This is a genomic window from Corynebacterium pyruviciproducens ATCC BAA-1742, assembly GCF_000411375.1.
Lineage (GTDB): Bacteria > Actinomycetota > Actinomycetes > Mycobacteriales > Mycobacteriaceae > Corynebacterium > Corynebacterium pyruviciproducens.
Window position 1 is genome coordinate 310,829 of sequence record NZ_KE150447.1, and the last position, 23,194, is coordinate 334,022.

General features: G+C 58.5%; 16 protein-coding genes. 5 read left to right on the forward strand and 11 right to left on the reverse strand.

What is annotated here, in order from left to right; translation table 11 throughout:
* Positions 1 to 235: 235 nt before the first annotated feature.
* Positions 236 to 1,378: a UDP-galactopyranose mutase gene (gene glf / locus HMPREF1219_RS07895; RefSeq protein ID WP_016458374.1), complete on the reverse strand. Its 1,143-nt coding sequence runs from the start codon at positions 1,376 to 1,378 to the stop codon at positions 236 to 238.
* A 28-nt stretch (positions 1,379 to 1,406) separates the two neighbouring features.
* A complete protein-coding gene (locus HMPREF1219_RS07900; RefSeq protein WP_016458375.1) occupies positions 1,407 to 1,853 on the reverse strand; it encodes a hypothetical protein in 447 nt (148 codons plus the stop codon).
* Between the two features lie 255 nt (positions 1,854 to 2,108).
* On the opposite strand from HMPREF1219_RS07900, the gene HMPREF1219_RS07905 reads away from it, so the two are divergent.
* Complete coding sequence (locus tag HMPREF1219_RS07905) at positions 2,109 to 3,920, forward strand: N-acetylmuramoyl-L-alanine amidase (protein ID WP_245554431.1); 1,812 nt, start codon at positions 2,109 to 2,111, stop codon at positions 3,918 to 3,920.
* 132 nt (positions 3,921 to 4,052) lie between these two features.
* Positions 4,053 to 5,795: an HAD-IIB family hydrolase gene (locus tag HMPREF1219_RS07910; RefSeq protein WP_016458377.1), complete on the forward strand. Its 1,743-nt coding sequence runs from the start codon at positions 4,053 to 4,055 to the stop codon at positions 5,793 to 5,795.
* Positions 5,796 to 5,889: 94 nt separating this feature from the next.
* Here the strand turns inward: HMPREF1219_RS07910 and HMPREF1219_RS07915 are convergent, their stop codons facing one another.
* A complete protein-coding gene (locus HMPREF1219_RS07915; protein WP_016458378.1) occupies positions 5,890 to 6,165 on the reverse strand; it encodes a hypothetical protein in 276 nt (91 codons plus the stop codon).
* 1,066 nt (positions 6,166 to 7,231) lie between these two features.
* Here HMPREF1219_RS07915 and HMPREF1219_RS12540 point away from each other — a divergent pair.
* Entirely contained in the window at positions 7,232 to 8,953 is a 1,722-nt protein-coding gene (locus tag HMPREF1219_RS12540; RefSeq protein ID WP_016458379.1) for an RNA-binding domain-containing protein, read from the forward strand.
* A gap of 141 nt (positions 8,954 to 9,094) precedes the next feature.
* Here HMPREF1219_RS12540 and HMPREF1219_RS07925 read toward each other — a convergent pair whose 3' ends face one another.
* The 4 genes from HMPREF1219_RS07925 to HMPREF1219_RS07940 all read right to left on the reverse strand — a co-directional run bounded on the left by HMPREF1219_RS07925 (position 9,095) and on the right by HMPREF1219_RS07940 (position 16,984).
* Complete coding sequence (locus HMPREF1219_RS07925) at positions 9,095 to 12,256, reverse strand: type I restriction endonuclease subunit R (RefSeq protein WP_016458380.1); 3,162 nt, start codon at positions 12,254 to 12,256, stop codon at positions 9,095 to 9,097.
* Between the two features lie 3 nt (positions 12,257 to 12,259).
* Entirely contained in the window at positions 12,260 to 13,501 is a 1,242-nt protein-coding gene (locus HMPREF1219_RS07930) for a restriction endonuclease subunit S (RefSeq protein WP_051120528.1), read from the reverse strand.
* Positions 13,501 to 15,459 (reverse strand): type I restriction-modification system subunit M, encoded by a 1,959-nt coding sequence (locus HMPREF1219_RS07935; protein WP_016458382.1) that lies wholly within the window; start codon positions 15,457 to 15,459, stop codon positions 13,501 to 13,503. The genes HMPREF1219_RS07930 and HMPREF1219_RS07935 overlap by 1 nt, the downstream gene beginning before the upstream one ends.
* A gap of 289 nt (positions 15,460 to 15,748) precedes the next feature.
* Entirely contained in the window at positions 15,749 to 16,984 is a 1,236-nt protein-coding gene (locus tag HMPREF1219_RS07940) for a hypothetical protein (RefSeq protein ID WP_156823269.1), read from the reverse strand.
* Positions 16,985 to 17,050: 66 nt separating this feature from the next.
* Between HMPREF1219_RS07940 and HMPREF1219_RS07945 the strand changes: the two genes are divergently transcribed.
* Positions 17,051 to 19,213 (forward strand): beta-glucosidase family protein, encoded by a 2,163-nt coding sequence (locus HMPREF1219_RS07945; RefSeq protein ID WP_016458384.1) that lies wholly within the window; start codon positions 17,051 to 17,053, stop codon positions 19,211 to 19,213.
* 213 nt (positions 19,214 to 19,426) lie between these two features.
* On the opposite strand, the gene HMPREF1219_RS07950 is transcribed toward HMPREF1219_RS07945, so the two are convergent.
* From HMPREF1219_RS07950 to HMPREF1219_RS07965, 4 genes are all read right to left on the reverse strand, one after another.
* Positions 19,427 to 19,780 carry a thiol-disulfide oxidoreductase DCC family protein gene (locus HMPREF1219_RS07950; RefSeq protein WP_016458385.1) on the reverse strand — a complete coding sequence of 118 codons (354 nt, stop codon included), beginning with the start codon at positions 19,778 to 19,780 and terminating at the stop codon, positions 19,427 to 19,429.
* Positions 19,777 to 20,436 carry a TatD family hydrolase gene (locus HMPREF1219_RS07955; protein WP_016458386.1) on the reverse strand — a complete coding sequence of 220 codons (660 nt, stop codon included), beginning with the start codon at positions 20,434 to 20,436 and terminating at the stop codon, positions 19,777 to 19,779. Before HMPREF1219_RS07955 ends, HMPREF1219_RS07950 begins: the two co-directional genes overlap by 4 nt.
* The gene (locus tag HMPREF1219_RS07960; protein ID WP_016458387.1) at positions 20,426 to 21,181 is read right to left on the reverse strand and encodes a tRNA threonylcarbamoyladenosine dehydratase; all 756 of its coding nucleotides are present in this window, start codon (positions 21,179 to 21,181) and stop codon (positions 20,426 to 20,428) included. The genes HMPREF1219_RS07955 and HMPREF1219_RS07960 overlap by 11 nt, the downstream gene beginning before the upstream one ends.
* A 105-nt stretch (positions 21,182 to 21,286) precedes the next feature.
* Complete coding sequence (locus HMPREF1219_RS07965; RefSeq protein WP_040427466.1) at positions 21,287 to 21,748, reverse strand: S-ribosylhomocysteine lyase; 462 nt, start codon at positions 21,746 to 21,748, stop codon at positions 21,287 to 21,289.
* 178 nt (positions 21,749 to 21,926) lie between these two features.
* On the opposite strand from HMPREF1219_RS07965, the gene HMPREF1219_RS07970 reads away from it, so the two are divergent.
* The gene (locus tag HMPREF1219_RS07970; RefSeq protein WP_016458389.1) at positions 21,927 to 22,526 is read left to right on the forward strand and encodes an esterase/lipase family protein; all 600 of its coding nucleotides are present in this window, start codon (positions 21,927 to 21,929) and stop codon (positions 22,524 to 22,526) included.
* The last annotated feature ends 668 nt before the right edge of the window (positions 22,527 to 23,194 follow it).

The following is a 23,194-nucleotide window of genomic DNA, read 5'->3' on the forward strand; positions in this document are numbered from 1 at the left end:
TCCTCCTCTTCGTGCGACCCCGATATGAAGCCGGCACCGGTAGATAGGTAGCTACACACAACACCGATGACCCAATCCAGGAAATCATTGCGCCGATCCTGCATACAACTTCATATCGGCCCAGCCCGTCAAGTCCGCTACAGGAAAAGACCGCAGGCAATACCTGCGGTCCTATGAAAGCGCCTGTGCCTCCCTACGGGTACTACATAGACGCAAACATTGCCAATTAAAAAACCTACAGCCCCAAAAGCTCCGGGATCTTGTTATCCACCATGGTCAGGGCGCTGGCGATGGCCATGTGCATATCCAGGTAGTGATAGGTGCCGAGGCGGCCGCCGAACAACACGCCCTCTTCCTTGTCCACCAGCTCGCGGTACCCCGCCACCTTCTCGCGGTCCTCCGGCGTGTTGATGGGGTAGTACACCTCGTCGCCGTCCTCGGCGGCGCGCGAGTACTCCTTGACGATGACCGTCTTGGAGTCCGAGTACTCCTCGGCGCGCTCGGGGTGGAAGTGCCGGAACTCGAGGATGCGCGTGTAGGGGACGTCGGCATCGTTGTAGTTCATCACCGGGGTGCCCTGGAAATCCTTGACATCGAGGGTTTCCCACTCAAAGTCGAGAGTGCGCCAGCCGAGGTGACCCTCCTTGAAGTCGAAGTAGCGGTCGACCGGGCCGGTGTAGACGACGGGGATGCCCGCGTACTGGTCGCGCACCTCGAACCAGTCGGTGGACAGCTGGACGTCGATAAGCTCGGACTCGATCATCTTCTCAAGCCACGCGGTGTAGCCGTCGACGGGCAGTCCCTCGTACGTATCGTTGAAGTACCGGTTATCAAACGTGTAGCGCACGGGCAGGCGCGTGATATTGGAGGCCGGCAGCTTCTTCGGGTCGGTCTGCCACTGCTTGGCGGTGTAATTCTTGATGAACGCCTCGTACAGCGGGCGGCCGATGAGGCTGATCGCCTTTTCTTCCAGGTTGGTCGCGTCCGCAGTGTCGATCTCGCTGGCCTGCTCGGCGATGAGCTTCTTAGCCTCCTCCGGGGAGTAGTACTTGCCAAAGAACTGGGAGATGAGCCCCAGCCCCATGGGGAACTGGTAGGCCTGGCCGTCATGCATGGCGAACACGCGGTGCTGGTAGCCGGTGAACGAGGTGAACCGGTTGACGTAATCCCACACCCGCTTGTTGGAGGTGTGGAAGAGGTGCGCGCCATATTTGTGCACCTCAATGTTGGTCTCCGGGTCGCGCTCGGAGTAGCAGTTGCCACCGATGTGATCCCGGCGCTCGACGATGAGCACCCGCTTGCCGTACTCGTTTGCCACGCGCTCGGCCACCGTCAGGCCGAACAGGCCCGCACCTACAACGATCAAGTCATATTTCATGTGCCTAAGCCTAGCGGGTGCCCGCGGGTTATTGCAGTACCAGCCGGTTGCCGAGTGGCTTTTCCAGGTCCACCACGAGCGAGCCGCGCACGCCCTCGGCGCTGCAGTCGGTGGGTGCCCCGGGCAGCCCGCCCTCGTACAGCTTGATGGTGACGGCGACGGCGTTCTCGCTCACCTCGGCCTGCCAGCCGTGACACGTGGGGGTGGCGCCGTTGAAGAAGACGCGCACCTTGGTGCCCTCCTCGCCCACTTTTTGCCACGCGCCCCAGCGCAGCGGGGTTTTCTCCGTCAGCTCCGGGGCCGGTTTCTCGTCCGTCCCGGTGAACTCCTCTTCCCGCACGCTACTCGACGTTCCGAGTTCCTGATTGAGCGGCGTTGCGGAGATGATCCCCGCAATAATCCCAGCCAGCGCCCCCAGCACCGCGACGACGGTGCCGATGGTGGAAATAATGGTGTCCTTGTTGAAAACGAACATGGTGGCTCCTTCTGCCGCGTGTACAACACACCAACTCGCACCACGCGCGTGGGCGTAGTTGTGAGCATAAAACCAGTGCCCTCGTCCCGCAATAGCAACGGGTCCCCTGCCACTGACGGAAAAATTGTCTTCACACCGGCGTGTCACACTAGTAACATTAGTAACACTGGTATCTTTAGTTACGAAAACTGAGTAGCAGTTCGCACATTTTTTCGAGTCACAGGGAGTAAAAAAGTGCAAATCCAAAGAAAGACCTTGAATCCGACAAGGCGGGTGCCCATCGTCGCCTTCCTTGTCGCGATCGCGATGGTCGCGGCCATGCTAGTGGCCGCCCCGCGCGTCCTCGACGTCACCCGCACCGCCGGGTCCACCGACGTCACAAACGATAGCCAGTCACTTGCCGCAGGACGGTCAGTGACCGTCCCCGATGCCGCCATCGCCTCCCAGGGCGAGGCCGGCGATAAGACGGTGAAGGAATTCCACAGCGACAAGGAATTCTCCATGTTCGCCCTCACGTGGCAGGGCGACCGCCAGTTCGGCGTGTTCTTCCGCGCCAAGCGTGCCGACGGCTCGTGGTCCGAGTGGTACGACGCCGACCCACTCGATGTCCCCACCCAGGGCACCAACGGCACGGAGCCGATCTACGTGGAGCCCACCCATGACATCCAGGTGTCCATGAACAACGTGGACTTCAACAACCCGCAGTCCATGGATTCCATGGACGTTCACTTTATCGACGGCGGCGAGGGGCTTGCCGAGCAAGGTTCCGCCATCGATCTCGCCGCCGCGCAGACCGGAATTCCCCGCGTCATCAGCCGCCAGGGCTGGGGTGCCGGCGATAAGGGCTGCAACGTCACCTACGACGATAAGGTTTCCGCCATCGTCATCCACCACACCGCGGGTTCCAACAACTACACGCAGGGCCAGGCCGCCGGCATCGTCCGCGGCATCTGGAACTACCACGCCAACACCCTCGGCTGGTGCGACATCGGATACAACGCGCTGGTGGATAAGTACGGCAACATCTACGAGGGCCGCAAGGGCGGCTTTAGCAAACCCGTCCAGGGTGCCCACGCCGGTGGCTTCAACCAGAACACGTGGGGCATCTCCATGATGGGCAACTTCGTTTCCCAAACCCCACCCCAGGACACCATCGATGCCGTGGGCCAGCTCGCCGGGTGGCGCGCCGCCGTCGCCGGGTTCGATCCGACCGGCTACGATACCCACACCTCCGAGGGCACGAGCTACACCAAGTTCCCCATGGGCCAGTCCGTCCGCCTGCCCAACATCTTCGCGCACCGCGACGTGGGCAACACCACGTGTCCCGGCGATGCCGGCTACGCGCGCATGGATGAAATTCGCAGGATTGCCAAGCGCAACTACGATTCGCTCGGCGGCCACTCCTCTGGCAGCGTCATGCCTGCTAACCCAGCCAACCCGCTCGACCCGGGCACCGGCGGCGCCACGGGCAGCGGCGGCGAGCTTGGCCAGGCGATTCAGGCCGTGCAGGCCCTCACCGGATTGTCCTCCGATGCCAAGTCGGACACGTCGAAGGCGATCATCGCCATGGGCGCGGTGGGCACCATCCTCGCGCTCGTCCTCGCTTTCCTGTCCAAGAATGACATGCTGCCCCCGGGGCTCAAGGACCTGTCCAGCAAGAACATCCTGGGCAACATCACCTTAAAGGACATCCCCGCGCTGGGCGATAAGGTGGCCAACCTGTCCAGCGGCTCCAACCCGGAGCGCGCGGACCTCATCCGTAACCTGTCCTCCACCCTGGGCAAGGTCATCGGTGCCGCCACCGGCGTGGTTGCCTACGCCGCCGGATCGGACGTGGCGTTCCAGACCTTCCAAAACGGCATTGTCCTTAATAACCCGCGCGTGGGCACGCAGGCCCTGTGGGGCAAGATCGGCGATGCCTGGGCCGCGCAGGGCTTCGATGCCGGCAAGCTGGGACTCCCCGTCAACATGGAGCACCCGGATGGCAACCTCATCCGCGTCGATTTCGAGCACGGGTTCATCACCTACGACCCGGCCACCGACCACGTTGAGGTGCACAACAACTAGATAAGAACGTGGGTGGACGTGATCCACCCGCCCCTGTGACGCGTCGCGGCCACCCCTTAACGGTGGCCGCGACGCCTGTGTCCGCCGGTATACCGGCCCATCACCCCACCCCATGGGATACGATTAGTGACCATGGGAGAGCCTTTTTACTTCACAGTCATCGGCCTAGCACGCACCCTGTTCAAGGCCCAGGGACTTAAGTTCACGGTCAGTGGCTGGGAGAACGTTCCCAAGGACGGCGGTGCCGTGGTGGCCGTCAACCACACGGGCTATCTCGACTTCCTCTACGCCGGCATCCCGTTCCGCCTACACAAGCGCTACGTGCGCTACATGGCCAAGGCCGAGGCGTTCAAGAATCCCATCGTCGGCGCCATCCTCAACGCGATGCACCACATCCCCGTCGATCGCATCGATGGCCACACCTCCCTGGAAGCCGCCGTCGAGGCACTGAAGTCCGGCGAGCTCGTGGGCATCTTCCCGGAATCAACAATCTCACGAAGCTTTGAGATCAAGTCGATCCGCTCCGGCGCGGTGCGCATGTCCGCCGAGTCCGGCACTCCCATCGTGCCCGTCATCATGTTCGGTTCCCAGCGCGTGTTGACCAAGGGCCACAAGGCGAACCTCGGCCGCAGCCACACGCCGATCCACATCAAGGTACTCCCCGGCTGGCGGTCCACCGCCACCACCAAGGAGGAGGTGGCCGCCGATACCACGAAGCTGCGCGAGCAGATGCAGCAGGGCCTAGACGAGGTCATCGCCGGCTACGTGGAGAAGGAGGGGCCGCTGCCGCCCGAATACTGGGTGCCGGCACGCTTCGGCGGCACTGCCCCCACGCTGGACGAAACCGAGAAGGCGTACAAGAAGGTAGAAGAGGAGCGTTCCCGGGTACGCACGCTACGCGATGATTTGAAGGCCATCTCCGCCACGATCCAAACCAAGACCCGGGAGCTCTACGTCGAGGCCGCCTCCGACGAGAACCTCGCCAAAGCCAAGGCCCACCTCGATAACCTGCTGGTCAACGTCTCCGAGGGGCTTTCGGAAGGCCAGGATAAGATCACCGCCGCCGGCGTGGAAATCCGTGAGGCGTGGGAGAACGGTTCAATGAAGCTTTCCGACGAATCCCTCCAGGCCCTCGCCCTGCAAACCAAGCAGGTGTACTCCAAGCTCCCTTTCACCCTCCCCAAGACCATCGAGCTCATCTCCTGCGATGTCGACGGCACCATCCTCCGCTCGGACGGCACCGTTTCTGAGCGCACAGCTCATGCGCTTGTCCAGGCCCCCGTGCCCGTCGTCCTCGCCACCGGCAGGCCCCTGGATAAAATCGACAAGGTCGTCTCCCAGCTGCCGTTTAAGCCCCTGTGCGTGCTGGCCAACGGCGCGATGGTGTGGGATTCCGCCTCGGATCGGGTACTCTACCGAGCCGAGTTTGATGATGCCGACGTGCAGTTCATCAACTCGTGTGTCCGCGCCGTCAGCGACGATGCCGCAATCGCCTGGTCAGAGAAGGTGAAGTGCCTCGTCTCCGACGACCAGTTCACCTCCGCCGAGCTCTGCGCCGAGATCGCCACACGCGTGGGTGACCGCGCCACCGTCACGTGGTCCGCCGAGGGCGGCTTCGCGGAGATTTCCGTGCCCGGCGTAAACAAGTCCACCGGCCTCGCCCACGTGCTCGAGTACAAAGGCGTCTCCCCCAAAAACGTCCTCGCCTTTGGCGATATGCCCAACGACATCGAGCTCTTCGAGATGGTGGGCACCTCCGTCGCCATGGGCAACGCCGTCCCCGAGGCTCTGGAAAAGGCCACCCTCGCCACCGCCACCAACGACGAGGACGGCGTGGCCGTCATGGTCGAGCGCCTCACCAAGAAGCTGAGCTAGGCAGACAGTAAAGGAAGCTCGTACACCGGCGTAGCCAGGCGTGCTCCAGCGTGCGCGAAGCTCATACTGATTCCTCCCACAACCCTTGCACGTTCTAATGAAAGTTAGACTGGCCACCGGCGATCAACCCATTGTGGACCGCGCGATACGTGCGAAGCCCCAGCCAGATCCATGCTGCCACCGCGCACGCGGACAAGATCGCCGGCAGGAGCTGGCCAAGTAACGCGTTCGAGGCAGTAGCTGCACTGAACGCGAGGAGGTTCAGCACAACATCGTATTGGGGCGCAATAAACAATCGATTGATCACATGCAGGCCGGCAATTATCAGGCCACAAGCGAAAGTAGTGGAAAGCAGGACAGTAACGAGCACCCGGACAGAATACCCCTACCCGGAATCCATTCGCTCACACAATCCATCCACACTCTGCGACCAACCACCCCACTAAAACTATTGACGTTTGCGGAGTTTCCTCCCCCACCAGCGAATAACAAGGTAATCAATCGAGCACACAATGGCCAGAGTAATGATCAAGAGCACGATATCTATAAGGTCTCAAGCCACTCCACCATTCCTTTCCAGTAAATGTTACAACTAAGAGGAGGCTTACCTTTTACACCCATGAGGGGGCACGTTGCACACCGTCAACACCGCACGCGCACCGGTCCGGCACGCCAATTCGCGAGGAGGCTATAGTCGCGTGAATTTTGATGTATCCCTGTTCTATAGGAGATCCGGCTGATAGTTAAATGGGCACGCCACGACCAGGCACTCCCCAACAGCATGCGGTCCGCCACAGAGTAATGAGGAAACTCGCCGCCGAGTTGTTTCAAACAACTATTTCCCGAGTTTTTACAAAACTCCACAGCCCCGACCCCATCCTCACAATAGGCAAAATTAGTAAAATACGCCCTCAACTGCACAAACCTTAAGTAATTGAATTACTTTCGCAAGAGTTGTTTCAAACAACTATTTCCCTAGTTTTTAGAAAACTCCACAGCCCCCACCCCATCCCCAAAATGAGAAAAATAAACAAACTATGCCATCACCTGCGCAAACCTGAAGTAATCTAATTACTTTCGCCAGAGTTGTTTCAAACAACTCTGCTGATAGTTTTCAATAAACTCCCCTACCGCAAGAGCGTTACAGCCAGACAAAATCCAAGAACACGCACTGACCTGCCACATCACCCGATCTAGAAAAAAACCGCACCCGTCCAACCAGCTACACAGGACACTCCACCCGGACAGTTTTCGGAGGCGTTTCAAAGCAACTTTCCCCAGAGTTGTTTCAGACAACTATTGGGACACTTTTCTGTCATTTCTTAGAGAGAAACCCTTAGGGAAAAAGAACCTAAACGCCACTACCTCGGATTTTATGAGTTATTCAATTACTTTCCATCTAGTTGTTTGAAACAACTCCTGGTAGGATGTAACCCGTGACAGACGATAAGCTCACCGAGCCATTAGAGGTCTTACAGGCCCTTGACGCAATTGAGGATGGAGCGACCGCAAACTCCCTCGAATCGCAGACACTCGACTTCAAGGAAGATCCTGCTGTTCATCCACAAAACGGTAACCCCGACGCGTCTCTCGTTGAGTTCCTCGCTGATGAGACAGTCTGTTTCTCCAATGGCGACGGAGGGGTTTCGTACATTGTGCTGGGGGTTTCCGATAAGACCCCAGGGCAAGCCGCATTTACGGGAACAAATCGGGACCCCGACTGGATTGTCCGGAAGATCTACAACAACACCCAGCCGCACATTCAGGTGGAAATAACACCAGTTGAACGAGCAGGAAAAAGACTTCTCATTATTCGGGTTCCCCGTGGGCTAACCCTCTATCAAAGGCCAAAGGGGCAGGCCAGCCGACGAATTGGGAAGAAATGCAAGCCGATGGAAGAGGTCGAAAGGAGACAGTTGGCTTTTCGACGAGCTAATCCCGATTACACCGCGTCTCCGTCACGATGCAGTTTCAATGATTTTGACCCTACGGCCGTTGACCAAGCCTTATCCCTCCTGGCAACGCAGTGGTCGCAGGCAGGTGAGGTGTCCGCACCACCGCAAACAGCGCGTGAATTGTGCACCACGCTTGGTGTTTTAACGGAAACCGGCGAACCTACGGTGGCTGCTGAACTACTCTTTGTTAAACCGCCTTCGCATTTGTCCTATGCCCGACATCTTCATCGCGCAGTTCCCGGTGGCGAACCGCGGCGGACCGAAATTTCCGCCCCGCTTGTGACCACTTTTCTGCGTTTATCAAGCCTCGTCGAGACGTTTTCATCCACGGAAATCTCCCGAGTGCAGTTACCCACGGGCCAGGAAATTGAGATTCCGCTCTTCCCGAGAGCTGCTGTTGATGAACTGATCTCCAACGCGCTCGCCCATCGGGATTATGGCGCGCTCAACGCAGTTGTTGTCGACCAGTCGCCGACCGAATTAACTGTGTGGTCTCCAGGAGGTTTTCCTCTTGGCGTAACGGAATCAAATGTGCTTACTACCCAGTCAATTCCCCGTAGTCCCCTACTCATGGGCGCGCTTCGCAACCTTGGTTTAGCAGAGCAATCCTCTCGCGGATTTGATCGCATGTGGTTGTCCATGCTTTCAACGGGTAGAAGACCTCCACATGTCGTCGCCTCAAAGGATTTCGTCGAAGTGACGTTGACGTCCGGTCGTGTGGATGAGGAGTTTGTTAAGGCCATCCCCCGCTTGCGAGACGAGTTCGGCAGCGAGGTCATCGATAGCGTCAACGGGCTCATCGTCATGCGCCATTTGAAGGATAACCCCATTCTTCTTTGCTCCACCGCCGCGAAACTCATGCAAATCACCGAGGATCAGGCACGCAGCCGGTTGGATTGGTTCTCTCAACAAGGCCTCATTAATCCTCTTCGTAACGCTCCCGAGTGGGTTCTGTCCGACAAGGCCCAATCCCTTTTGGGACTCCGCTCGGCTGACAGAATCTCCGCTGTTTCCGTGGAAGATTGGATTGTCACACAGCTCAACAACGGCGAGGTCCTAACGTCCAGGCACGTGGCAGATGAATTGGGGGCGGACCGCAAGGAAATTTCCGAGATTTTTTCCCACCTCCGCCGCACGGGGAAAGCCCGTATCGATCCCACCGGTCCGCAGCGTGGGCCAACGACCAGGTGGATCGCAGTTTAGGTGCGTGATCAGCCCACCCCAGCGGACGTCGAGGCGGGCAGAGTATTCCCTTCAAAACAAACATAGACTCCACCCGTGGCAAGAGGTAGACTCTTGCAGATCAGCGAAGCGGACGTGATCCACGTTTTCGAGGTTCCTGCGCTACCCCTCTAGTCTCTTCTTCACCTCCGCGTCTTTTGATGCCGCGACAAGGAGACCAGCAAGTGCGTTGAGGACTATCTCCATGTTTTCCGAATCAGCGTAGATCGTCGTAAACACGTCCTGGGATTCCTGTGCTGCCTCTATCAGCGCAGCATAGCCCTTTTGCTTGTAGATACCTGTACTCGCCAATTGTTTCGCGTCATTTTCACCGGCCAAGCCTTGGATCTGCTCGTCTTCAACAAGCTTTCCGTAGGACGCTCGAATGGCACTCGCCTTCGCCTCATCTGATGCGGAAACTCCCGCCGCAGCGAGAATCGCGTTGACTTTCTCCACTGCGAGATCGAAAGCGGCCTGCACCGGCGAATTCTCTCCCACTGGCTTACCGTCGAATCCCGGCAGTTCAAGACCACCGTCGATGTCTTCCGCTGCCAGGTTGAGATCCTGCTCCACCTCCGTGGGCTCGACTGCCACGCCGACGAGCTCGATGCCGGTGGTGTAGTCCTCGTGATCATCTTGTCGCTCCAGATGAAGGTTCTTTTTCAACAACCCCGCCACGATCGCGCGCTTGTGCAACGTGACATCCTGGTAGTCAACGATCTGCGAGAGAAACTCCCAGGCATTCGTGTACTTGATGCAGTTCGACCTAAAGGCTTTCGCTTCCTTATAGGCCTCTTTATCTCCGGACGATAGTGCATCCCGAACCTGCGCGTTCCACCGTTGACGGATGGGTGAAATGAGGGACTGTATACGTTCTGAGGATCCTTCCACAAAAGCAGAGCCCAGTTCGTCGAGTTCTTCCTCGGTGTAGAACTCCGCATCGTCTAGCTGCTGTCCGAGGTCATCCAGCGCGTTCGCCGGAATGTCCGTGTCGATGTGCGCCTCTTGGTAGTAGGGCTTGAAAGACTCAACGATTGTCTGCGGGTCATTCACGAAATCCACGACCATGGGATCGGGCTTTCCCAGGAACGTTCGGTTCAACCGGGACAGTGTCTGCACTGCCATGACACCAGAAAGGGCCTTGTCAACGTACATGGCGCACAGGCGTGGTTCGTCGAAGCCGGTCTGAAACTTATTGGCGACGATAAGCACTTTGCATTCATCGTGATCGCGGAAATGCTTGGCCGTGTCCTTCACACCGTTCAAAGAGTGTTCGGTGACTTGTTCGCCATTGAGCCCCAGTGATCCGGAGATCGCCACGAGCGTGGTCATGTCCGAGTACCCCTTGTGGGCGATGTACTCGTTCATCTTCAGCGACCAGTTCAGCGCGGCTCGCCGGTTCGATGCCACAACCATGGCCTTCGCCGTGCCGTGCAGGTGCTGCATGACGTTACGTCGGAAATGCTCAACCGTGACCTCTACTTTTTGCGCGATGGAGGTGGGGTGCATGCGGACAAAGCGCACCATATCGGACACGGCTTCCGACTCGTCCACGGGCTTCGTCCGCCCGAGCTCATCTCTAATGCGCGCGAACATGGAATACGTGGAGTAGTTGGAGAGAACATCCAGGATGAAGCCCTCTTCGATCGCCTGGCTCATCGAGTAGACGTCATACGCCACCCGCTTTTCCGGGTCGTTTTCATCCTGCAGTCCGTACGCCGCCAGCGTCTTCGCCTTCGGCGTCGCGGTCAGTGCCACGAACGTCAGGTTGGCGGAGTTCGCCACCGCCGAATCGACGGCGAGCAAAATCTCATCGGCGCTCATCCCCTCATCCGATTCCGTGTCCGTGTCCGAGTCAACCACCGAGTTCGTGGCCGAGCTCGAAACGGCTGATACATCGACAAGCGTTTCCCGGAGCTTCTTCGCGGATTCGCCGTGTTGGGAGGAGTGTGCCTCATCGATGATGACGCAGAAATTCCGCCCCGCGAGATCCGGTGTTTTCTCCATCAGCCGTGCCAGCGCGGGGAAGGTTTGGATGGTGCAGGAAATGATGTGGCTGCCTTCAGTCAACGCCTTTTCCAGCTTCTTCGACTTCGATCCAAGCTCGTTATCGACGGTGATGACCATGCCTTCGGATGCGCGAAGAAGATCGAGGCCCTCCCTGATATTGTCGTCGAGCGCCCTGCGATCGGTCACCACAATGACGGAATCAAATAGCGGTGTCCCCGATGAGGAGAAAGCCCGGTTCGCCCGGTGTGCTAGCCACGCGATGGTCTTTGTCTTGCCGGATCCCGCCGAGTGCTGGATGAGGAACCTCTGTCCGGGTCCACCGTTTATCATGTCATTGATTACTCTCTCCGTCGCGCGAAGCTGGTGGTAGCGCGGGAAAATCAGACGCCCGCTGTTGCCTTTGGTCGCGGGTTCCCAGAGCGCGTAGTCACGCAGGATTCGCAGGAACAGTTCCGGCTGAAGAACCTTCTTCCACAGGTATGCTGTGTCAGATCCGTACTCGTTACTTGGGTTACCAGCGTGGTAGCCATCACCCTGGTTGAACGGCAGGAATGTCGTATCCGACCCTGCGAGCACCGTAGTCATGTACACCTCTTGGTTGGACACCGCGAAGTGCACCAGCACGCGCCCCGGCGCGAGCAGTGGCCGCGACTTACCGGGAACACGGTCCCGGCGATACTGTTTGATAGCATCCCAGACAGACTGCGTGTTATCGGTCTTCAGCTCCATCGTGACGACGGGGATCCCGTTCACGGTGAGCACCAGGTCTAGCGTCTCTGTGCTCTTGGTATCAAACCGCACCTGCCGCATCACTCGGAGCCGGTTCTGCTGCGCCACTTCGGTGACGTTGGTGTACAGCGGGTTTTCTGGGTAGAACCCAACCATCTTGTCAAACGTGGCTTTTTGCCTACCGACGGCAGTGTGAGAGAACCCATGCCGAAGCGTGCCGAGCAGCCCGTATTTCACCTGCTTCGTCTTGGATGTGAGCGTCGGCTGCTTCCCCAACAGCTGCACCAGCCGATCCAGCAGCTTGTTGATCGCCACCTTCCGTTCCATCTCCCCCAACGAAGACGCCACTGCCTTTTCAAATTCCGCAGGAAACTGGGTCATCAACCAGTGCAGCACGTCGGGCACGTACAGCGCCCGCCCCACGTCCCACCCCTCGTTCGATGGGTCGTGCAGCCACCCGGACTCCTGCAGCGACCGCACTATCACATCTTCAAACCCCCGCTCGACAACCTTGAACGCCCGGTTTTCAACCACCGACTCATTCATGGCCTACACCTCCACCTTTCCCGTCACGACATCCGTAATCAGCACCTGCCGACGCTTTAAAAGGATCTCTTTGAGTTCGGTACATTCATCGATTAGGCAGTCTATCTGTGTCATTTCGGTTTGGATTTCATGCACAATTCTCTTTTGTTCTTCCAAAGAAGGAAGTGGGATCTTCAGCATGCCTAAGGTCTCCCGATTAACTTTCGGCATTGCGACCCTTGAAGATTCCAACACCGCTGAATCCACAAATCTCTTATCCAACAGAGCGTAAAGCAAATACTGCTCTGTCAGGTTCCCAAGAATTTCCAACGGATACATATCCGCACTGCACAGCGAGTCTTTTTCCGCGATCGCAACCTTATTTAAGGCAGGTCGAATCTTACTGTAGACTACCTGGCCAGCACGGACATACCCCTTTCCGCTAATAGCGCCTTGTTCCTTAGCTGATTCGATCGGGTGAATGAGCCTACCTAAATTTTTCTCTATATGATTAGGAGCTATTAAGGGCAAATCCGAAAAGTTTTCATCCAGCGGATCCACCAATCCATCGGAAACTCCTACTACCAGATTCAAGGAAACAAGCGGGAAAAAAACACCGGAGTTTGATTTACGTAGCTCCTCAGAAATAATACTGGACCGGCTTTTCACTAGCAGCTCAATAAACTCATCCAACTCCCCTACCAAGGTATCAATCTCAGAGATTTCCTTATCGAGGAAATCTGCAATGCGTCGCTGCGCTTCGAGTGGCGGAAAAGGAACAGAGAATGTTGAAAACTTTTTGAAGTTAATCGACTGTCCATCTCTCAGTTGATCTGTTGAACCCGCCAAAGCAGAGATAAAAGCCGATGATTTGAACAGCCATTTATAGTATCCATCATCCATATCTACGACCGGTTTAAGCACTGTGTAGGCGTTGCTGACTTTTCCTGTTATTGCGGAGTATTCCAACCCGCCTTGGAAGCTTCTCAAGTGGATGATGAAGTCACCAGGCTCAACATGCTTCATGTTGTTCGCTCCAGTGAGGTTTAGAACTACTTTACTACCAGTGATTGCCATATATTCTTCCTGGCTGATAACTCCATAGGCCTGAGATGGGGTCAAATGGATGTCATCTTCACGGGATTTTTCGCCACGCTCCCTCATCAATGCCCACGCCGGAACCAAATTCCAATCAGATGGAATGGAGTTCAGCCAAAATGCTCCATAAAAGTCCTCTGAAACATCAAACCGCGTGTCGGCAACCACTACTTTCTCACCTCCGCGAACAGCTCCTGGATCCGCTCTAGCTTCTCGGCGAGCGCCTTGTCCAGCTCTTCGAGGGTTTCGGTTTCCTCCGGGCGGTAGAACATGCGTGTCATCGGAATTTCATAACCGATTTTGACATCATCTTCGTTCCAGGTGAGGTCGGGAGCGAAGGGGTAGACTTCGCGCTCCATGTGCTCGTTGATGTCCTCGGTGCGGGGCACGCGCTCCACGATCTTGGAGGCCGTGTCGATGACGGGTTTGCCCTTGTGGTCGATTGCTTCAGGTGCGGTTTCGTCTTCCACCGCCACGGACTGCATGATGTGTCCGAGGAGAGGCGCCCCCATTTTCAGACCAGCCTCCTTCGCCTGTTTTTTCAGGTGTTTGGGCAGGTCGTTCCATGCCACGCCCTCGCAAGAGCGGATGATCACCTCATGCCCGGTAAGCGCCTGTTTGTGGGTCATCGCCTGCGCCACCGTCTCGTCGGTTATGGACGTTACGTAACGCTTGACTCGGTACATGGGAACGTCGAAAAAGCTGAGCTCCTTCGGCGTGACTACCTTGGAGAATTCGGGGTCGGCATCTTCAAAGGCATCGTAAAGCTTGCCGATGAAAGACCGATCCCTTTCCGAGAAGTAGCGGCGCTTGTTACCCATGCTCTTGCGCATCGGTGACCACTGAGCGGTGGCATCGATGAGCTGAATCTTGCCCCGACGCCTCGGTTCTTTGTTCTTGTCCACGATCCAGATGTAGGTGGCGATGCCGGTGTTGTAGAACATGTCGGTGGGCAGGGCGATGATCGCGTCGATGAGGTCTTCTTCAATGAGCCAGCCACGAATCTGGTCGGCGCCGGACCCAGCGGAGCCTGTGAACAGGGGCGAGCCGTTGGTGACTACGCCACCGCGTCCGCCCTTCGCAGTGCCCTTCACCGGGTCTTTGAGCTTGTCGACGACGTGACACAGGAACAGCATCTGGCCATCGGATACCGGCGGGAGGCCGTGACTGAAACGGGAGCCCTCGATCTTTGATTCTTCGGTGACGGCTTCCTTCGACTTCTTCCAATCAGTGCCGTACGGAGGATTGGACAGGACGTAATCGAAGTACTCACCGGCGTATTTGTCGTCGGCAAGCGTGTCGCCGAGCTTGAGGGCCTCGGGATCCGCGCCCGCCATGATGAGATCGGAGCGGCCCAACGCGTAGGTCTTCTGCATGCTTTCCTGCCCGAAGAGGCCAACCTCGATATTGGGGTTGAGCTCCTTCATCGCGTTTTTGGCCACGAGCAGCATGCCGCCCGTGCCGGCCGCCGGGTCGTAGACCGTTCGGGCCGGATTCTTGCCCTGCAACCCATCGTCGTCCGAGTTCAGCAGCACATCCACCATCAGGCGAATGACCTCGCGCGGGGTGTAGTATTCACCGGCGACCTGCCCGTTTTCCGAGAACGAGCGGAACATTAGATCCTCGAACAGGTCCCCCATGACGTTCTCGGCGGACTTATTGGACTCGCTTGCCAGCGCCTCGTCCGAGAGGTCGATCCCCGCAAAGTGCTTGACCACGCCCCACAAAATGTTGCCGCCCTGCAGTGTTTGCAGGAGGTCCTCGAACTTGAAGGCGGCCCACACTTCCCGCACCGTCGCGTTGAAGGAGGACAAGTAGGTGAGCATGCCCTCCATCACGCTGTCATCGCTGGCCGCGATAGCCTTCAGCGACAGTGGCGAGGAGGAATAAAACGGCAGGCCGTGCTTCGCGTACACCATGGCGTCCTGCATGTGCTGTGGCATGTCTCCGAGGCCCGCCACCGTCTCCAGCACGTCTTCCTTGGTGGACTCAAGCGCGCACTCCATGCGGCGCAGGACAGTAAATGGGAGAATGAAATCGCCGTAATCCTGGCGGGAAACCACACCCCTCAGGTAGGTATCTGCGGTACCCCACACTGCCTGGTACAACGCGCTCGACGTAGCCATTTCATCACTCCTGCTGCCGGTCTAATTTTTGCAAAGCTCATCCCCTTCCCGCTTAAACAACCGGGAAAGGCTCATGCCATTTTTCTCTGATATTCACTATCGCACATGAGGATCACGAAATTTGGGATGCATATGGAAACGTGTTCGATTTCCCTCCATCGGGACAATGACGTTGGTTAGCGGAAATTGGCGACTTTTGGGCTTTGGGGGCTACTTCGCCGGAGGCATTTTCTGTATCTGATTGTTAGCGCCACTCATGAGTGATTGCAGTCCACCGCCTACTCCATTTCTAATTGCGCCCCCCTACCACCGCCGTAGCTGCAATTGCTACCACAGCTGTCCCAACCACGGGAAGTGCTTCTTCGCCAGCTGCGAGTAGAGCCTCACTGTTCCTTAAAACCTGACCTCTAGTAATCGCAGACAATTGTGACCGCTTCTCGTTTGGCACTTCCAGTGCGTCGAAGTGCGCTTCGATTTCTTTAGCAACTTCGTTAGATGACGCGACGAATGCGTTTGCTAAGTCGGGATGGAAGAGAGCCCACCTCTTCGCACGCCCACCCGCTTCGTCGAGTTCCTTAACAATGCCTTTGGCAATTTCGACGATATCTTCCTTTCGCTTGCTCATGTCTTTTTCCAGCCCCTTTAAGTGGCCGTCCGCCCCTTCCGGTTTTGTCGCAAGCTTGTAGACAAACTCGAATAGTGCACGCTGGCCTTCCAGCTGTAAGGATTGAAGAAGAAAAGCTGACTCAACCTTGATGGATCTTTCAACCTGGTCTTTTTCAAGAGCCTTGAGCGCTTTGAGTCCCGTGGCTTCCTTCAACTTCTTATGAATGTTTTGTAGCTCCTCCAGTGCACGCTCATGCGAATTGGTGATGTCTCCATAGGTTTCACGCACTTTTTCCCAATTGATCTCCAGATCTCCCCCTTCTTCCAGGGATGTCCACGCATCATCCAGAATTCGAGCAGATTTCCGGATCTCCGTTATACGTTCGTTCAACTGGTTCTGGAGAACCTTTTCCACTGAACCTTCGATCTGATTCAGGTGGTCATGGAGCCGCCTAACTTCATACTGGCGTGCCATGGCGCTCATGATGTTGCTGAATCGGGCGAGATTGACTGGGTTTGTCGACTGCGAAAGGGAGCCGAGATCGACGCGCGGCCATTCTTTGATTTTTCCGGGGCTTCCCACCATCGCGTAGCTCTCGCCTTTCACCCCGGTGGGCATGAGACCGTGCTTTCTCACGGCCTCGAAGGTTTTGTCTGTTAGTTTCACCCACTGCTCTGCATTTCCTAAAAGGGAAGGCAGGACACTCGCGCCGTCTAATCCGGCACCCAGCAGAGTCTTGAAGTAACCTGGAATCTGCTGCGGCGAATCTTCGAGGCCAAGGCGTTCAACAACGTCCTTCACGTCCCCAATGTTTCCGACGAAGAACGTTTTATCGCCAATTCTGACAAGACGATTTCCCTTATCGTCCTTGTAGATTTCAATGCCATCCGCAGTGTTCTCAACTTCACCGTTCATCACGTGCTCCAGACAGTAGAGGGGAATGCGACCTGTAGTTTTCCATCTTAGTGCGACGAGGGAGCACCCATGACCACCGTAACGGAGGCAACAAACGGCAACAAGAAGCCGTCGACAAGCAAAAAATTTAGAGTGGGAAACATGACAAAGACACCCCGCGAGCGCGCCGAGGAACTCGTGTCGCGCATGACACTTGAGCAGAAGATCGCCCAGCTCCACGGGGGCATGGAGACGATCAATATCTACGGATACTCCAACGAGATCGACCCCGACGACGAAGACGCGATGGAGCAACTGGCCGCCCAGATCCAGATCGAACGCCACGTGCCGGAGATCGAGGAGCTGGGGATCCCCCGCTTCCGCATCACCAACGGGCCCGTCGGCGTCGGCATGGGCGACGGCACTCCCTCCCCGCCTGCAACGGCGCTGCCTATGACCATCGGCGTGGCCGCCTCCTTCGACCCGGAGCTCGCCTACCAGTACGGTGACATCATCGGCCAGGAGACGGACGACCTCGGCCAGCACGTCCTCGAGGGCCCCGGCCTGTGCCTGCACCGCACCGTCACCGCTGGGCGCAACTTCGAGTACTTCTCCGAGGACCCCTACCTCACCGGTGTCATGGGTGTTGAGGTAACCAAGGCGATCCAGTCGCACAACATCATCGCCATGGCCAAGCACTTCGTGGTCAACGATCAGGAGTACGAGCGCTTCCGCACCAACATTGAGATCGACGAGCAGACGCTGCGCGAAATGTACCTGCTGCCGTTCGAGATGGTAGTGAAGGACGGCAAGGTGGCCGCCATCATGAGTGCGTACAACCGCGTTCGCGGCGATTACGCCACCGAGAACCGCTACCTCCTCAACGACGTGTTGCGCGGCGACTGGGGCTTCGAGGGCTACGTGCAAAGTGACTTCTGGTCCACGCGTTCCTGCGCCGCCTCCCTCAACGCCGGCCTCGACCACGAAATGCCGGATGCCAAGTGGTTCAACGAGGACAACCTCAAGGCCGCCCTAGAGGACACCTCCACCGAGATCGAGCTCATTGACCGCGCGCTCATCCGCCGTTACACGCAGATGTACCGCTTCAACCAGTTTGATCGCCCCTACGCACCGCGCGAGATCGACGCCCAGGGCCACGGCGCGATCGTGCGTCGCATCGGCGCGGACATGGCGGTGCTGCTCAAGAACTCCGAGGGGCTCCTGCCGCTGTCGCCCGATGCCGGGAAGATCCTCATCGTCGGCCAGTCCAAGTTCGCCGAGTTCGCCTGCCAGGGCGGTGGCGGTTCGTCCAAGGTGGACCCGCTGTACACCGTCGATCCTGAGCCGGGCATGAAGGACGTGGTGGAGGAGCTCGGCGGCTCCGCCACCGTGGAGAGCTTCATCGTGGAGCGCGACCTGTCCAACCTCTCCGAGGCAGTCGCCGCTGCCAAGGATGCCGACGTGGTTGTCATCATGGCCGGCCTCATCGCCACCGAGGGCGCGGACATGCCCACGATGATCATGCCGCACCAGCAAAACGAGATGATCGCTCAGCTGCTCACGGCCAACCCGAAGACGGCTGTGGTGCTCAAGTCCTCCGCCCCCATGGTCATGCCGTGGACGGACGATGCCCCGGCGATCCTCGAGGTGTGGAACCAGGGCGTGGAGGACGGCCACGTGGTGGGCGACCTACTGTTTGGCAAGGTCAACCCCTCCGGTCGCGTCCCCACCACGTACCCCAAGACCGAGGACGATTGGATCGGCCACGGCCACGAGGAGCGCTACCCCGGCGTCAACCTCGGCGAGGGCTACAACACGATGACCTACACCGAGCGCCTCCACATGGGCTACCGCTCCGAGGACATCACCCCCGCGTTCCCGTTCGGTTACGGCCTCAGCTACACCACCTTTGAGCTTGCCGACGTCTCCGTCGACGGCTCTGCCTCCAAGGTCACGGTCACTGCCACCGTCACCAACACCGGCGACGTCGCCGGTAAGGACGTTGTGCAGGTGTACCTCGGTGTGCCGGCTGAGGGGCAGCCCGCCAAGCGCCTCGTCGGCTTTGCCAAGGTTGGCGTGGAGCCCGGCGCGAGCGAGAAGGTAGAGATCGTCATCGATGCCGATGCCTCCAACCACCCGCTGTCCGTGTGGGACGTAGCGGCCCACGACTTCGTGGTTCCCTCCGGTGAGTTCACCGTGTACGTCGGCCACGATGCCACCGACGATTCCCACGTCTCAACCTTCACTGTCTAATCTCGGTTTCCTTTGCCCCACCTGCCGCAAATAGGTGGGGCTTTGTCGTGTTTAGACAGGAAACACGTCACACCCCAACCCCAGAGCTGGACTAACCACGGGTGACAAATCTTCGCGGTAATGGGTGGCAAGTCTTCGGGCTAAGGGGTGGTAAATCTTCGCGGTATGACGCGTTTCTCACCATAATTGGAGCTGCGACCAGACGCTTCGCGATTACTTGCCCCCGTTGGGATCACTACCGACCGCGCAACTGTTGAGACAAGAACGATTGCGCGCGTGACGGGCGTACACCCGCTCCGCCACCCATCGCACAGGCGTGATGTGGACGATCGTCCAGCCAACGGCACGCAGGTACCACAGCTTGCTGAACCGCCATAGGCGGCCCATCGCCTCCGCGCCGGTGGCATCGCCGAAGCGGACCGCTTGTTCACCGGGATTAAGCGGCACAAAGGACACCGCGCCCGGCCTGATGTACGACCGCACCAGCGCGCTCTTGCAAGACGCACAGGAGGCATCGAAGAAGAACTCCGGCGCGCCTGGAACTGGTGCGAGCTCGTCATCGGTCATAGGTAAATCGCCTCCTGGGTCTTTTCAATCTGCGGGCGCATGTCCTCGCCGCGCAGGTCGCTGATGCCATCCAGGGTAGCGGTGAGGATGCGCGCGTGCTCGGCGGGAGTGATCGTCTCGCCGTGGGCGGGAAGGTCCGTCTCCACGAGGAGGCGGTCGCCGGGAACCTGCTTCACGTAGGCGCGACCCCGCTTGGTGGCGAGCATCCGGGGATTGACGGAGATAAAGCCCCCGGCGCGGATATGCCGGGTGAGCTCGTCGGAGGTGCCAGAAAACCAGTGGATGATGCGGGTGACGTCCGGGCGGGATTCGAGCATGTCCAGCACCGCGGTTACGGCACGCACCGCGTGGATGGACAGGACCGACCCCGGCTGAACACACTCGAGGACGCGGGCGAACGCCTCTACCTGGCACGCAGTGCCGCGGGCGAAATCGAGGCCCACCTCCCCGATGAGCCGTGCACTTTCCGCGTAGCGGGGAAACTCGGCGATCGCCTCCTTTGTGGCGTACCACGGGTGGAGGCCCAGGGAGAGGAACCGGGTGGGCGGGTGGATGGAAAAACCGTGCGGGGAAAGTGTTTGGGCGACCACCGGAACGTCGACAAGCGGCGAAAAGCCCGGACAAAAATCGAGGTGGAAGTGGGTATCAATGAGCACGGGCGAGCCTCGGCGGGGTGGGAAACGGCTCGAGGCCCGCCAGGCGCCGGATTGCCTTGCCGGCGAGCATCTGCCCCATGATCGGCGGCATGTAACTCATCGAGCCGAGGGTCTCCCCCTTCGTGCGGGCCGCCGGGTTATCCACCTTGAAGGCGACCTCGTCGGAAAACAGCACCTCCAGCCCGCGGATGCCGCGCTTGATGGACTGCAGGCGGATGACCCGCGACATCGGGCAGTTGAGGGTGCGCTTGATGTTGGCAAACCGGAGGCGGGCGGGGTCGAGCTTGTTCGCCGCGCCCATGGAACTTAGAAGCGGGATGTGGCGCTCGGCGCACCAGTGCGCGATGGCGAGCTTCTGCGAGATCGTGTCAATGCAGTCCAGCACGTAATCCGGGCGCGGGAACGTGCCCAGCACCCCGTCGATATCGTCCTTATCCAGGTAGGCCTTCACGGCCGTGACCTCGCACTCCGGGCTGATCTCCCGGATCATCCCCGCCATCACGTCGGCCTTCACCTTGCCGATGGTGGACGTGAACGCGAGCGCCTGCCGGTTGATGTTGGACTCGTCCACCACGTCGCGGTCCAGCACAACGAGGTGGCCCACCCCGCCGCGGGCGAGCGCCTCCGCCGCCGCCGAGCCGACCCCGCCGAGGCCGAGCACCACAACCCTCGACCCGTACAGTTTTTCCAGGCCCTCCTCCCCGAGGATCAACTTGAGGCGGGCGTGACGCTCACTGTAGTGCACCGGTCGGTCTCCTTTGCTGCTTTTCGACGCAGGTGATTATAGCGTGATCGCTGGCGCCACAGTGCACCCGACGGCTGCGGGGAAACCAACCGGGTAAGGGCCCCGTTACGCGTAAATGGTCGCCCACTCGTCACGCTTATCCAGCATCTTTCGCACGGCCTGTTGGGCGCCCTCGAGGGAGTGGTTCGCGCCCCAGCCGCACTGCTTCTCATTGGCGGCGGGAACTTCGGTGGCGGCGAGGATGTCCTTGAAGGTGACCTCGAGAATATCCATGAACTCCTCGGGGCTGAGATCCAAGGTGATGGCGTAGAAGCCGGTCTGGCAACCCATGGGGGAGAAATCAATGAGGCGGTCGGTGTGGTTGCGCATGTGCTCCGCCGTCATGTGCTCAATGGAATGCACCGTGGGCATCTCCAGGTGCTCCTTGTTCGGCTGGCAAAAGCGGACGTCAAACTTGCGCAGGACGTCGCCGCCGGGGAGCGTCTTTTCGTCGGCAATGCGAACAAAGGGGGCGGCGACCTTCGTGTGGTCGAGGTTGAAGGACTCTACATTCATGCGTTTTTCCATGCCTTCGAGTGTAGTTCCCTCAGGAGCAATAGCCGCAGCTCGTTTATGTCAATGAGGAACACTGTCACTTTCCTCATCGGTATAACTGCTGGTCGCACGGTTTACTCGTGTGTAAGCTGGCATTCATGATGTGGAATTCACGCGCGCTGGGCGCACTTCTTAGCCCGCTGCGCATCCCATGATCGCTCTCCGCAACGTCCTCGCCTACCTTCCACGCAGGCGCCTCGCCGCCTCCCCGCAGGTGACGGACCGCCCGGTGGTGGTGCTGTTGCACGGCACCAATTCCTCGCCGCGAGTGTTCCGGCGGCTGAGCCTTGCGCTTGCTCGCCGTGGCATCGCGTTTGTGGCGCCGTCCTACGGCACGCACGGCTCGGCACCGGTCACCGAGTGCGTGGACGAGCTGGTAGAAACCGTGGCTGGCTACAAAGAGATCGACATCGTGGGGCACTCGTTCGGCGGTCTTGTCGGCCTCGAGCTCGCCCGTCGCCCGGAGCTTTCCGGTCGCGTGCGGCGCATCGTGGGACTCGGTTCCCCGTGGTTCGGCCAGCCCAACCGCATTTACTTCGGTGGCGCCTCCCACCGTGATCTCGCTAGTCAGCATTTCCCCCACACCGTTCCCGATAACGTCACGGTGTACTCGCTTTCCTCCCGCACGGATCGCGCCGTGCCGTACACCCTGTGCCGCCTGGGTCGCCTCACCGTGCTGCCCTGCTGCCCCCATTTCCTGCTCCCAACCTGCACCGATTACGTGCTTCGCGCACTAGAGTTAAGAATATGAGTGGACTCCAAGCAATCTCTGCGCTAGAGCAGCTTACTACTGCATACGAGCTGCTCTACCGTGCTGACGAGCTCTCATTGACTGATTCAAGAGAATTTGATCCTATCGCTGCGCGCTTGTGCGACTACGCCTGCGGGCTACCAATCGATTCGCCACGAATGACCACATACAGCTGGGAAATCGGCCCAAATGAAATACTTAGTGCCCTAACAAGGCGACTAACTGTTCGCCCCGATACCGACGAGCTTTATTGGTGCGCGCCAGGCTCTGACCATTTTAGGGCCGTACCCTGGAGTTTTTCCTTTGTTTTCCTCCGTTACACTGGCCTCACCGCTTGTGATATAACTGATTTCCACGCCGGTGATCTAGTTTGTCGCGACATCGAGGTCTCCGCAACACTCATGGAAAAATGCCACTTCACCCGGACCGAGTTCATGGATTGCCGTGTTCAAGGATCTGACTTCACAACCATTAATTTCGCAGATTCTCACCTTAAAGAGTGCCATTTTTACAGCTGTACCTTTACGGACGTGCACTTTCCGGCTCTTAGTGATTGTTTTTTTACCGATTGCACTTTCACTAACTGTGTGTATGACTCAAGAACCAACTGCAAGTTTTGTCCTCCCGAGTACTCCGAGTGCTTGGGGCGAAGCGAAAAGGGAGAAAGC